We start from the raw sequence: 12,713 nt of genomic DNA, 5'->3' as shown, positions 1-12,713 counted from the left end.
CTTATGAAAAGAAACGCTTTCTGAAGCGTTTTAACAATGATCCCACACGGGATTTGATGTTATATTCAGTACCACAATAATCACATTGCATGACCGAATCAAAATATATACGCCTGTTACATCCCACGCAGGGTAGTGCCGGACCTTTGAACTTCCAGGCTGCCATGACGACAATCCAGCGATAAAAGGCAAATAAATGCTCACTGTAGCGAAAAGCAATCATACAACATACAATCGCAAGCAATGTACCCCCTATAAGGTCGCTCAGCCAGTGAATCCCCAGATAGAGAATTGTGAAAAGAATTGTTGCTGTGGTAATAACGGCAAAAGCCTGATATCTGCGGGATTTTACATTATGCAGGACCATAATCATAGCCATTACAGAAAGAGCCGCATGGAGACTCGGGAAACTATTATTCAGTTCAGGATCCACAATACGCACACCTTCGGCTATGAGGGGGCTCAAATTATAAAGAAGCGGACTGACACCTGAAAGGGTATAACCGGTCACATGAACAGGGAACAGTACGTAGAACGGAAATGCCAGCATATAAATCAGGATGAAAGCCACCACAAATTCCTGAACGGCTTTGTGCCTTTGCAGGTAAACCAGAAGCAGGAATGTGAATACCATTAAGAAAGGAAACATTAAAAGATAAAAGAAACCGCTTACATAAGTTAACAGCGGGGTAGCCATTTCCTGAAGCAGGCTTACTGAATTACCTTCCAAGATCATGATGTAGCGGGCATAATTCTGGTTTGCCGGAACTCCCAGCAATGTGGCAGCAGTTGTTTGCATATGCACAAGTGCAAAAACTATTAGCATGGGGATGGCATAAATAGCAACATCCACCACAAAATGGAAAAATCCTTTCATGCTGCTGAATTCAGGACGCCTGCTTTCGACAGGTACAAAAAAAACATACCCAACAGTAACCATAAGAAATAATAATGGAATCGTTACGATTGTCATTATATATTGAGATAACCATTGCCCACTGAAACTGGATATAATCTCAGAGAGCAAAAGATGAATGAAAGAATACATATCCGACCTACCGGCTTTCTATATGCGGAGACTTATATATATATTTTAGGTAGATAGCCATAAAGTCCATATTTCAATTGGTTGCAGGACAAACAATGATCCTAGGGAAGAACTACCTGTTAACCCGTAAAAAATATTAACATTCAAACCATAGATCAATTATCGAAAAAGGAGGGAAATTCATGCAATCTTTCATAGTAGAACATTACCTTGGAACCGAACTTGATATCTATTGTGGCGGCCCCGATATCTTTAAAGGAACCGTGGAAGCATGCGCAGACGGCGTGCTGACCATAAATAAAGACAACAAATACACCCATTTAGCCATCGACAAGATCATAGCTGTCTGGGAAGAAAAATAAATTTCAAGCAGGCTAATGCCTGTACTTTTTTATGGGATTCAAGCCTGCAACTCTATTGATTTGCAAAAAAGGCAAAACCTGAAACATTACTTTGATAAAGACAAGGTAAAAAATAGATGACAGGCATTTGCCTGTCGGTTTGTGAAATAGAAATTTCAGACTACTTCTCCAAAAGCGAATTTCGAAAGGACTTTGGTTACTTTAATTGAAAGTTCATCGCCCACTTCTGTTTCGGGCACAAAAATGACAAAACCGTCAACACGGGCTATTCCGTCGCCTTTCTTGGCAATATCTTCAATCACAACATCGTAGGTTTCTCCAGCTTCTACCGGAGCACTTGATTCAACACGTTCGAACAAACTAATACACATCCTTATTTAAATTAGCCTTTCTAGAAGGCACAAATTAGTGAACTATCCCTGAGCTAAAGACTCAGGGGCTTCCTGCTTCATCCTTTGAACTCACGTTCACAAGTCCACAGGCCCTTCCCCTCGTCCCGAGGGTGCCTTAACATCGTAAGTATCATGTGATTCAAAGGTTTATATACTTTTCTGTATTTCTGGTATCGATTCTGAGTTAAAGGAAGTTATTAAATCATGGGTAAGTTGACGCTTATATCCCCTGGGCTAAAGACCCAGGGGTTTTACGCTGTGTCCTTTCAAACCTTTGCAAGAAGAAAAAACAGGGGCAGTACCATAAATATATATCATTTGGGAATTTAATAAGATAGACATATCAGTACAACATATTTTCGGGATGAACTAAATGGAAGAGTTACAGATAAAAGTGGAGAAAGCGCATCCTATCGATTTTGGCAGGGGTATAATACGACTTGATCCGAGTACCCTCCTGAGCCTGCAGCTTTCCCCCGGAGACATTGTCCTAATCGAAGGAAAGCGCCAAACTACGGCAAAGGTATGGCGTGCTGACAGACAGGATTGGGGACAGGGAATTGCCCGTATAGATGGTTATACACGACAGAATGCAGAAGTGGGGATTGGTGAGAGGATAACACTTAGTAAGGCAGAGCCAATACCCGCAGAAAAAGTACTCCTTGCACCTCCAGAGGGAATCGTCATGGAGTTTGGTGACAATACAAGTGCCGTTATCAAACATAATATCCTGAAACGTCCCCTTGTAAAAGGTGACATTATTCCTATAATCAGTTCCATGGGGCAAACTACCCCGGGTAGTCAGGCCATTCCCCTAATAGCTGTTGAAACCGAGCCATCTGATGGCATACTTATCATCAATGAAAATACTGAGATCCAACTCCAGCAGAAACCTGTAGTGGGTTATGAGGGAGCTGCCAGAGGTATCAATTACGAGGATATCGGCGGGCTTAGAACCGAAATTCAACGGGTACGTGAAATGATAGAACTTCCGTTGAAACATCACGAGCTCTTCCTGCGTCTAAATATAGACCCACCAAAGGGTGTTATTCTCTATGGACCACCCGGCACAGGGAAAACCCTGATAGCAAGAGCGGTTGCAAGTGAATCTAACGCCCATTTCATCAACATTGCCGGTCCGGAAATAATGGGAAAATATTACGGGGAAAGTGAGGAAAGGCTACGAAAAATATTTGATGAAGCTGCGGAGAATGCCCCCTCGATAATATTTGTTGACGAAGTCGATTCCATTGCCCCAAAAAGGGAAGACGTCACCGGAGAAGTAGAAAGAAGGGTTGTAGCCCAGCTTCTCACCCTGATGGATGGAATGGATGAACGTAAACAGGTAGTTGTAATTGCAGCCACAAACAGGCTTGATTCTATTGACCCGGCCCTGCGCCGCCCGGGCAGATTTGACAGGGAAATCGAAATCGGCGTTCCCGATAGTGAAGACAGGCTCGAAATACTTCAGATCCACACCCGTGGAATGCCTCTGAACGAAGATATCGATGAAGAATATTTTGAACACCTGGCAGAATATACCCAGGGTTTTGTGGGAGCCGATCTATTAGCCCTTGTACAGGAAGCCTCCATGAGGGCACTGAGGAGATTGCTTCCTGACATCAATCTCGATGAAGAGGAAATTCCACAGGAAATACTCGATAAACTGGAAGTCACGCCCGATGACTTCGAGGAAGCCCTGAAGGAAATTGAGCCCTCGGCAATGAGGGAAGTCATGGTTGAAATACCGTCTGTGGGATGGGACGACGTTGGCGGGCTGGACCTGGCCAGAAAAGATATCAGCGAAGCAGTCGAATGGCCGCTTAAATGGCCCGATAAAATAAGCCAGATGGGTATCAAACCTCCCACAGGAATACTTTTATATGGCCCTCCGGGGACAGGCAAAACCCTGCTTGCCAAAGCTGTGGCAAACGAAGCTAATGCCAATTTCATCAGTGTCAAAGGGCCCCAGATATTGTCCAAATACGTGGGGGAATCTGAAAAGGCAATTCGTGATACTTTCAAAAAAGCACGACAGGTTGCACCCTGTATAATATTCTTTGACGAAATCGATGCTATCTCTTCGACAAGACAGGGTGGCAGTGATGTAGGCAGCCGGGTTTCCGAACAGGTTGTCAATCAGATGCTTACCGAGATGGATGGACTTGAACCCCTGAATGAAGTGGTTGTCATTGCAGCCACCAACAGGCCCGACCTTATTGATCCGGCATTACTGCGATCAGGAAGATTTGACAGGCTTGTAATGGTAGGAGCCGCACCCGCCGAGGGCAGGGAAAGAATATTCCGCATTCACACAATGGGTATACCCCTGGATAGTGATGTTGACCTAAAGGAACTTGCCACAATGACTGAAGGCTACGTTGGATCAGATATAGAATCCATATGCAGGGAAGCAGCAATGTTATCCCTGAGAGAAAATTTTGATAATGAAAAGGTAAGCAAAAGACATTTCCTTTCAGCTATGGAAAAAGTAAAGCCAACGGTCAATGAGGACATGATAGACTTCTACAGCCGGGTTCAAGATAAATTGAAAGGCGGATCAATCCGCAAGACAGACGCAGGCTCATTTACAGGATACATTTGAAAAGGAGGTTATGAGAATGCCAAAGGTATTTGCAAAAAACCTATCCAACAAACAGGTCATGACAACAGACGGAACAGAAATTGGTATACTCGACAATATAGTAATGGAAGTCAAAACCGGCAAACTTGAAGACCTGATGGTCAAACCAGATATCGGGCTTGACACATCTAAATATGTTACCGACGGGCAGTTTTTGAAGATCCCCTTCAAGGCCGTCCGTTCGATCAAGGATTATATTGTGGTGGATAAACAGATAGCCACCAGTCTGGATTAAAAGAAACTTTTTCGACGTAATATGTCCAGAGCCTCCACTGTACCTTCCCCGAAGGACGTGGAGGTCACATGATCGGCTATCAACTTTAATCCGGGATTCGCATTGCCTACAGCGATTCCGTAACCTGCTAGCTCAAGCATTTCCCGGTCATTTACGGAGTCGCCGATTGCAATAAAATCAGAAACATCCAGACCCATAAGGGATGCTATTTTTTCAAGGCCAGTACCCTTATTGACCTTTTTACTTTTTATATGCAGGGCAAACTGTGTGTCAATAACTTCTATAGTAAAGCCTGCCCTTTCAAGACTTGTCTGTAAATCATCTGCATTGACATTGCGCCTCAGGGCGATTTCAGTCTTTCTCAGGTCACCATCAAGCCGAATCAGATCAAAACGACTGGAAAGATAGGAAAATGCTTTTTCACATTCCTCCATACTTTCAGAAATATGAGGAGTGGAATCAAATCCGGTGGAAATTACCCCACCGTTTTCAGAAATAACTTTACCTCCAAGGCCTATAAGCTTGGAAGTTGCTGCAGCATAGCAGAGAATGTTTCCGGTGGCAAGAATTACCGGAATTCCCAAATTTCTCAGATGTTCTGCTGCTAAAAAATGAAGACGGCGATCACTATAGGTGATCGTACCGTCAATATCTATTGCAAGTGCTTTGAATTTCATTATGGGACAAATGGACACGTTTGATAATATAATTTTTCTCAGGCATCGCAGAGACCATCTGTGGTAATACACGCAACAGCTTCTCCATCAGGCAGGCAAGGCGAATCCACGAGTTTCACGATCCTCTTGTCCCCCTTGGATTTGCGTATATAGAGCCTGAAGGTGGCAGTATGCCCCAGAATATGACCTCCAATCGGACGGGTTGGATCACCAAAGAATGCATCCGGTTTTGACATTACCTGATTGGTAACTATCACAGAGGCATTATTCAGGTCCCCGAAACGTTGCAGGTCATGCAGATGCTTGTTCAGTTTCTGCTGCCTGTCAGCCAGTGTACCCCTGCCCACATACTCGGCCCTGAAGTGAGCTGTTAAGGAATCCACTATAACCAGCCTGACTGGTTTATCCGTATTTTTGAGATTGTTAGCCATTTCCATTGCTGCATCTACCAAAAGGATCTGGTGATTGGAATTGTAAGCCCTTGCCACATGTATATTCTTCAAGAACTCGGCAGGATCAAAATCCTGTTCAAATTTTTGTGAAAGACCCGCAACCATCTGCTCAATACGTTCAGGACGGAAGGTGTTCTCTGTGTCTATGATTATGACTGAACCGTCAAGTCCGCCCATTTCCCTTGGCAACTGCGTATTAACCGCCAGCTGATGGGCTATCTGGGTTTTACCGGAGCCGAATTCCCCATACATCTCGGTGATTGATTGGGTTTCTATCCCTCCGCCCATCAATTCATCGAATTCTTCGCAACCCGTGCGGAGTTTACCCACTTCCATGCGCCTTTGCATCACAAAATCCCCTGTTTCGAAGCCACCTATATCGGCTGCGCTGCGAGCGGCACTTATGATCTTAGCAGCGGTAGATTCCCCGATCTCGGCAGTTGCCACAAGTTCGGAAGGGGAAGCAACTGCAACTGCTTCCACACTGTTATACCCCGCATCATTCAATTTCTGGGCTGTTGCCGGCCCTACATGATCAAGTTCTTCAAGCAAAATTTCACTCATATCTGATACTCCTTTAGGTGCACTGGTTTTCCCTCTTGTACACTGTACTTATGATGCTATCCTGCTGAACGTATTTATATGTAGTCAAAGCGAATTGAAAGTATTCAGGAACCCGATGATCTCCTTTCAAGTAACCTGTATTCTTTCATGAACATATACACTGCAAGCAGAACTGCCAGAAGGTCCGAAACCGGGAACGCTATCCACACACCGGTGGTATCAAAAAACCAGGGCAAAACAAGTACAAGGGGAAGCAGAAACACCTGCCTGGCTGTTGAAAGAATGAAAGAGGGCCGTGCCTTACCCAGTGCCTGATACATACCACCACTCACAAACTGGATACCAAGCAGAGGGACAGCAAGGACCATGATCTTCGTAGCATCTGTACCTTCCTTTATAAGAGTTGCATCTGTTGTAAAAATCGAAAAAAGATAAGATGCGAAAAAGAACAACATTAAGAAACCTGCCACTGCAATCACAGATGAGATTATCACGGAGATACGCAATGTGTCTCTTACCCTCTCGAATTTATGTGCCCCATAATTAAATCCAATTATCGGTTGCATACCCTGCAGCAGCCCTATCATCGGCATAAAGGAAAACATAAGCATGCGGTTAAAGATACCATAAATTGCAATCGAGACATCCCCGCCATACAATGCCAGGATATTATTCACAACTACCACTATAGCACTAGTGGAAGAATTACGTGCAAAAGGAGATGCCCCGATTGCAACCATTTCGCTGATTATGCCCTTATCCGGTCTCATAAAACCCGCATGGAATTGCAGGCTACTTTTACCCGACAGGAAATAATGTATCAGAAATATTGTTGTGGCAAACTGGGAGATGACAGTTGCAGCCGCAGCCCCCCTGATACCCATGTCAAGACCAAATATGAGGATGGGATCAAGTAATATGTTGAGGCCGGCTCCTATAAGCATTGTATACATAGCGACTTTGGCATTGCCTTCAGACCTCACCACATTATTGATAGCCTGGGCAAACGTGATTAAAGGAGTACCATAAAGTATAATTTGTAAATAATCCCTGGCAAAAGGCAATATCGTCGGTGTTGCTCCGAAGGCTTTGAGAATGGGAACAATAAAAATTGAGCCGAAGATAAAGACCAGAAATCCCAGAGAAAGAGACAGACCGACCATATTACCAAAGGTACGTTCCGCACCTTCCAGATCATCGCCACCCAACCGGCGGGAAATTATGGAAGAGCCACCCAGACCGATCGCCAGGGAAACAGCCATCGCTATCATTATTACAGGGAAACTGACCGCAATACCACCAATACCCTGGACACTTTCCCCACCCAGGGCACGACCTACAAAAATAGTATCCACTATATTGTACAGGCCCATAACAACCATACCCACAGTGGCAGGCGCTGAAAGCCTGAAAAGAAGTTTGCCAATACTTTCCTCCCCGAGGGCACGGCTCTGCTCTTTCACTTACAGGCCTCCCCACAATTGGAAATGGCCTTCTCCAGCAAATTTCTGAAGAGGGTTTTTTCCTCTTCTGAAAAACCAGCAAGCATACTTTCACTTCGTTTTTGTGAAAGCTGGCGGATAAAACGATGCATGCGGTGACCTTCCTCTGTAAGGTTAATCACCAATGCGCGCCTGTCTTTTGGATCCGGGGTCCGCTGCACATAACCCGCTTTTTCAAGTCTTTTCAATGCCCTTGTGGCGGTGGCCCGGTTGACCATCAGCATGCGGGATAATTCCTCAGGACGAATACCTTCAACATGGTACAGAGCAAGCAAAAACCTGAATTGACCGCCGCCTATCCCATATATTTCCAGTTCCTGCGAAAGATAACGCAGGTTGTGCCGGTGAAGGCAGGCAATCATTGCTCCCAAACTGTGCACATGTTCGTCCTGATTCATAGCCGGGGGATGAAATTGGAGTTATATAATTGTTGCGTATGCAACTAATATTTACAAATATTTATCAACCGGGAAAACCTCACACAAACTATGCCAAAAACTGCTGTGGGAGGCACCTTCGAATACCTCCATGATGGTCATCGTAAACTTCTTCGCAGGGCTTTTGAAATCGCGGCGGGAGATTTACTTGACATCGGCCTAACATCCGACTCGATGGCAGGGAAAAAAGACAGGAAAATACCCCCCTATGCCACCCGTCTCAACCAGCTTGAAGATTATATTGCCAGCCTTGATATTCCTGACAAAAATTACCAGATCGAAAAACTGGAAGATCCTTTTGGCACCACCGTCAGTGGTGACTACCGCTATATTGTGGTTTCCCCGGAAACATATGCTGTTGCTGAAAAAATAAACAAACTCCGCAGGCAGGATGGGAAAGAGCAACTTGAAATTGTCAAAATTGACTATGTTATGGCAGAGGATGAAGAACCCATATCATCAACCCGTATATCAAATGGAGAGATCGATATACATGGTCGCCTGAGAGGAAAGTTTTAAAGGAAAAATCTCTTATTTTCCTGCATGGGACGGGAATTTACAGACAGAGACATGGACATTTTTAACAAACTTGCCCCCGAAGCCGGCGAAAACAATATTTCACAGATGGGACACCCTTATCCATTTATTCTCAGGCCGATTTCCCATCGTTTTGCCGAATCAGGAGAAGATTTCCGCAATCGCCTGGAAAAACTGAAACGGGAAGATGTGGAATACCTGGCAGACCTTGCAATTGAGGGAAAAGAGGATGTCAGGGGGCTGGAAGATGAGGACATGGATTCTTTTTTCAGTGTTCTTGAGGGATTTTCACCTGAAAAACTGGAAGAACTCAAGGATAAGTTGGGGATGATCTGAATTGCCTCTCCTTTTCGGAACTGCCGGCACACCCCTTAGTGCTAAAGGCAGGGGAAGCGAAGGCGGCATCCGGCGGGTAAAAGAGCTCGGGTTGGGTTGCATGGAACTGGAATTTGTACGGGGAGTGCGCATGAAAGAACCCACTGCGGAAAAGATCGCAGATACAGCCCTCAAAACAGGGATTGCCCTGAGTGTACATGCACCCTACTACATAAACCTGAATTCAAAAGAAGAAAAAAAAATCCAGGCCAGCATCAAACGCATCTATGATTCTGCCTACATAGGCAATATCTGTGGAGCCAGCTCAATAGTGTTCCATCCGGCCTACTACCATGAACAAAATGGGAACACCGTTTTTCCAAAGGTAGAGACTCTGCTGGAAGAACTTGCAGGCCAACTTGAAGATGAAGGAATAAACGCGACTTTGCGTCCGGAAACCACTGGTAAACCCAGCCAGTTTGGCAATCTGGAAGAAACCCTCGCTCTTTCAGCAGGTGTTGAAGGTGTCCTGCCATGCATCGATTTTGCCCATTTGCACGCCCGCTCAAAAGGTGAGGAAAACAGCTATGCAGAATTCAGTGCAGTGCTGCAAAAGGTTGAGGAATACCTGGGCAAGGAAGGTCTGAGAAACATGCACATGCATATTTCGGGAATCGAGTATACAGACAAAGGCGAAAAGAATCATCTTGTGCTTGAGGAATCAGACCTGAAATATTCAGAACTCATGGAGGCACTGAAAGATTTCGGGGCGCAAGGGCTTGTAATCTGTGAGAGTCCAAATCTGGAAGAAGACGCCCTCCTGCTGCAGAAGACTTATGAAAATAAGTAAAGAACTGGCGGGACCTTTACTTATTATAATTTGCACAAGCATCGAAGAAATTCATGAATAATTCCTCGCCTTTGTCCGTATGTGCAACCTCAGGATGCCACTGGACACCGTACAGCGGTTTGTCTGGATGTTTCATCGCTTCGATACCGCATATATCAGAGCAGGCAAGTTTCACAAAACCCGGCGGTAGTTCTGTAACCTCATCCCCGTGCGAAGCCCAGGTAGAAATGCGGGGACCAAGGCCCTTGAGAATATCATCCTCCTCCACAACCTCTACATCCACGGCAGCATATCCGCCATGGCTGCCGACTCCTGTGGACCCTCCATAGGCATGTGCGATGAGCTGGTGACCCAGGCATATGCCAAGAATAGGAATATCCAGTTCTTTTGCGTATTCTTCACATAGACCTCCTCTTTCCAGAGAAGGACCGCCACTAAAGATCAGTCCATCCGGTTTTTCGGCAAGGATCTCCTCAACCGGGGTTGTGTTGGGAACAATACTTGTATCCATATCAAGATCCCTTACGGTCCTGTGAATAAGGTGACAGAATTGTCCGTGATTATTGATTACAAGGATTCTCAACTCTTCCATGTCTGCCAGAAGGAGAACTGCATATATAAGCTTATTCCGGCAAAATATTAACTTTCTTTATATACACAAACGCTTATAGAAAATAAAGGGGAAAATTATAAATAGAGTTGAGTGATACCATGTCACATACTAACACGATAACTGCGGAGTGATAATATGCCAGAAATAGGAAAACAAATTCGAATTGAAAGAATCATGGACAGAGACAGCAGGAATATGGTTATCATACCTATGGACCATGGAATTACAGATGGACCAATAAAGGGATTGATTAACATAGCAGATTCCATAAATAGCGTTGCTGAAGGAGGAGCCAATGCAGTACTTATGCAAAAAGGCATGATCCTTCACGGTCATAGAGGATATGGTCATGATGTAGGACTCATAATCCATATGAGTGCATCAACTTCACTGGGACCTGATCCCAATGACAAAGTGCTGGTCTGCACCGTAGAGGAAGCATCCCGCATAGGAGCAGATGCCGTATCCGTACACATCAATGTGGGATCGGAAACCGAATCCGAACAACTTAAGATACTGGGTCACATAGGTAGGCAATGTGACTACTGGGGCATACCTTTGATTGCGATGATGTACCCCCGAGGCAGAAAGGTCACAAATCCGAGGGATCCACAGATGGTAGCCCATGCTGCCCGTGTAGGAGCTGAACTTGGAGCTGACGTAATCAAGACCGTCTACACCGGAGACATTGAAAGTTTCTCCAGGGTTGTAGAAGGCTGCCCTGTACCCGTAGTAATTGCAGGTGGACCAAAGACTAACACTGACAGGGAATTCCTGGAAATGATTCGTGAAGCAATGGATGCAGGTGCCCGTGGTGTTGCCATTGGCAGAAATGTGTTCCAGCATCCAAGCCCCACCCGGATGACCCGGGCGATCACAGAGATCGCACACAAGAATCAAACCGTGGATGAAGCCCTCAAGCAACTTCAGTGAGGATACAAAATGAAAAAGCAGGTATGGATACGTGCCGACGAAGGCGATTGGGAAGACAAGAAGGAGCGTATAACAGGCGCCCTGGAATCAGGTGCCGACTGTGTTCTGGTAGAGGCAGATGATGTAGATAAAGCAAGAGAACTCGGGGACATCAAGATTGCTGCATTTACCGATAATGCGGATACTGCCGCAGACATAATAGTTATCGGTCGCGGAGGAGAAGGCGACGGGACACTTCCATTACCTGTGGACATGAGCAACTCCCGGGATTTTGAAAAACTGGCAACATTGAGACGCCAGAAAAAGAGCATCGCTGCCCTGGTGGTAATCCAGGACAAGAAATATGAGAAATTTGCCGCTGCAATAGGGACTGAATGTGACTACCTCATCGCTATCGGCACGGACTGGAAAGTCATCCCTCTGGAAAACCTCATAGCGCAACTCCAGGACAAAGAAGTGAATATAATATCCGGTGTCAGAGACCCTGAGGAGGCAAAACTTGCCCTGGAGACCATGGAGCATGGGTCCGATGGAGTCCTGCTGGATACTGCAAATCCCGACACACTGAAGAAAACCGTAAAACTTGCAGAAGAAGCAGGTGTAGAGGGAATTGATCTTGTACCTGCCACCATCACCAAGATAGAACCTGTCGGAATGGGCGACAGGGTTTGTGTGGATACCTGTAACTTAATGGAAAGAGGGGAAGGTATGCTTGTGGGTTCCCAATCCGCCGGCATGTTCCTTGTGCATTCTGAATCCGAAGAAAGTCCCTATGTAGCATCCAGGCCATTCAGGGTTAATGCCGGAGCAGTTCATGCTTATGTTAAGATCGGTGACAAAACAAGATACCTATCCGAGCTGGAAGCAGGAGACGAAGTAACTATTGTAAATACAGAAGGCCAGCAACGCAAGGGAATTGTTGGTAGGGTTAAGATCGAACGTCGCCCCTTAATGCTTGTGGAAGCCCAATCCAAAGACGGTAATACAGTGAAAAATATCCTCCAGAATGCAGAAACAATAAAATTGGTTTCAACCAAGGGAAAACCAGTATCCATAGCCTCCCTGAAGGAAGGAGACGAGGTGCTGGTGCATATGGAAGATACGGGCAGGCATTTCGGGATGAAAGTTCAGGAAACAATCATAGAGAAATGA

At 45.3% G+C, this 12,713-nt stretch carries 15 protein-coding genes; 8 read left to right on the top strand and 7 right to left on the bottom strand.

Annotation, left to right across the window (positions count from 1 at the left end; all coding sequences use genetic code 11):
- Window position 1: 1 nt before the first annotated feature.
- Window positions 2-940, bottom strand: a complete 939-nt coding sequence (locus tag EFE42_RS01505) for a phosphatase PAP2 family protein (protein ID WP_158599165.1) — start codon at window positions 938-940, stop codon at window positions 2-4.
- Window positions 941-1,230: 290 nt separating this feature from the next.
- Here EFE42_RS01505 and EFE42_RS01500 point away from each other — a divergent pair, with 290 nt between their 5' ends.
- Window positions 1,231-1,410: an MM0924 family protein gene (locus tag EFE42_RS01500; RefSeq protein ID WP_123135569.1), complete on the top strand. Its 180-nt coding sequence runs from the start codon at window positions 1,231-1,233 to the stop codon at window positions 1,408-1,410.
- A 155-nt stretch (window positions 1,411-1,565) separates the two neighbouring features.
- Here EFE42_RS01500 and EFE42_RS01495 read toward each other — a convergent pair whose 3' ends face one another.
- Window positions 1,566-1,769 carry a TRAM domain-containing protein gene (locus tag EFE42_RS01495; RefSeq protein ID WP_233564679.1) on the bottom strand — a complete coding sequence of 68 codons (204 nt, stop codon included), beginning with the start codon at window positions 1,767-1,769 and terminating at the stop codon, window positions 1,566-1,568.
- A 406-nt stretch (window positions 1,770-2,175) separates the two neighbouring features.
- Between EFE42_RS01495 and EFE42_RS01490 the strand changes: the two genes are divergently transcribed.
- Window positions 2,176-4,407: a CDC48 family AAA ATPase gene (locus EFE42_RS01490; RefSeq protein WP_123135568.1), complete on the top strand. Its 2,232-nt coding sequence runs from the start codon at window positions 2,176-2,178 to the stop codon at window positions 4,405-4,407.
- Window positions 4,408-4,423: 16 nt separating this feature from the next.
- Entirely contained in the window at window positions 4,424-4,681 is a 258-nt protein-coding gene (locus tag EFE42_RS01485; RefSeq protein ID WP_072358742.1) for a PRC-barrel domain-containing protein, read from the top strand.
- Here EFE42_RS01485 and EFE42_RS01480 read toward each other — a convergent pair.
- From EFE42_RS01480 to EFE42_RS01465, 4 genes are all read right to left on the bottom strand, one after another.
- Complete coding sequence (locus tag EFE42_RS01480; RefSeq protein ID WP_123135567.1) at window positions 4,678-5,358, bottom strand: phosphoglycolate phosphatase; 681 nt, start codon at window positions 5,356-5,358, stop codon at window positions 4,678-4,680. The two genes, EFE42_RS01485 and EFE42_RS01480, sit on opposite strands and share 4 nt — an antisense overlap.
- Window positions 5,359-5,396: 38 nt before the next feature.
- A complete protein-coding gene (radA, locus tag EFE42_RS01475) occupies window positions 5,397-6,374 on the bottom strand; it encodes a DNA repair and recombination protein RadA (RefSeq protein WP_123135566.1) in 978 nt (325 codons plus the stop codon).
- A 104-nt stretch (window positions 6,375-6,478) separates the two neighbouring features.
- The gene (locus EFE42_RS01470) at window positions 6,479-7,837 is read right to left on the bottom strand and encodes an MATE family efflux transporter (protein WP_123135565.1); all 1,359 of its coding nucleotides are present in this window, start codon (window positions 7,835-7,837) and stop codon (window positions 6,479-6,481) included.
- Window positions 7,834-8,274: a MarR family winged helix-turn-helix transcriptional regulator gene (locus EFE42_RS01465; RefSeq protein WP_123135564.1), complete on the bottom strand. Its 441-nt coding sequence runs from the start codon at window positions 8,272-8,274 to the stop codon at window positions 7,834-7,836. The genes EFE42_RS01470 and EFE42_RS01465 overlap by 4 nt, the downstream gene beginning before the upstream one ends.
- Before the next feature lie 90 nt (window positions 8,275-8,364).
- On the opposite strand from EFE42_RS01465, the gene EFE42_RS01460 reads away from it, so the two are divergent.
- The 3 genes from EFE42_RS01460 to EFE42_RS01450 are packed head-to-tail and all read left to right on the top strand — an operon-like array spanning window position 8,365 to window position 10,015.
- Complete coding sequence (locus tag EFE42_RS01460) at window positions 8,365-8,832, top strand: phosphopantetheine adenylyltransferase (RefSeq protein WP_123135563.1); 468 nt, start codon at window positions 8,365-8,367, stop codon at window positions 8,830-8,832.
- 24 nt (window positions 8,833-8,856) lie between these two features.
- Window positions 8,857-9,186 carry a hypothetical protein gene (locus EFE42_RS01455; RefSeq protein ID WP_123135562.1) on the top strand — a complete coding sequence of 110 codons (330 nt, stop codon included), beginning with the start codon at window positions 8,857-8,859 and terminating at the stop codon, window positions 9,184-9,186.
- 1 nt (window position 9,187) lies between these two features.
- On the top strand, window positions 9,188-10,015 hold the full coding sequence (locus tag EFE42_RS01450) for a TIM barrel protein (protein WP_123135561.1): 828 nt from the start codon (window positions 9,188-9,190) through the stop codon (window positions 10,013-10,015).
- A gap of 16 nt (window positions 10,016-10,031) precedes the next feature.
- Here EFE42_RS01450 and EFE42_RS01445 read toward each other — a convergent pair whose 3' ends face one another.
- Entirely contained in the window at window positions 10,032-10,607 is a 576-nt protein-coding gene (locus EFE42_RS01445) for a GMP synthase subunit A (RefSeq protein ID WP_123135560.1), read from the bottom strand.
- A gap of 156 nt (window positions 10,608-10,763) precedes the next feature.
- Between EFE42_RS01445 and EFE42_RS01440 the strand changes: the two genes are divergently transcribed.
- Together EFE42_RS01440 and EFE42_RS01435 are read left to right on the top strand one after the other, a co-directional pair.
- Window positions 10,764-11,561 (top strand): 2-amino-3,7-dideoxy-D-threo-hept-6-ulosonate synthase, encoded by a 798-nt coding sequence (locus tag EFE42_RS01440; RefSeq protein ID WP_123135559.1) that lies wholly within the window; start codon window positions 10,764-10,766, stop codon window positions 11,559-11,561.
- Window positions 11,562-11,570: 9 nt separating this feature from the next.
- Window positions 11,571-12,713 carry a 3-dehydroquinate synthase II gene (locus EFE42_RS01435; protein WP_123135558.1) on the top strand — a complete coding sequence of 381 codons (1,143 nt, stop codon included), beginning with the start codon at window positions 11,571-11,573 and terminating at the stop codon, window positions 12,711-12,713.

The sequence above is a fragment of the Methanohalophilus sp. RSK genome (assembly GCF_003722075.1).
Taxonomy (GTDB): domain Archaea; phylum Halobacteriota; class Methanosarcinia; order Methanosarcinales; family Methanosarcinaceae; genus Methanohalophilus.
This window is presented reverse-complemented; position numbering and strand designations above follow the sequence as displayed.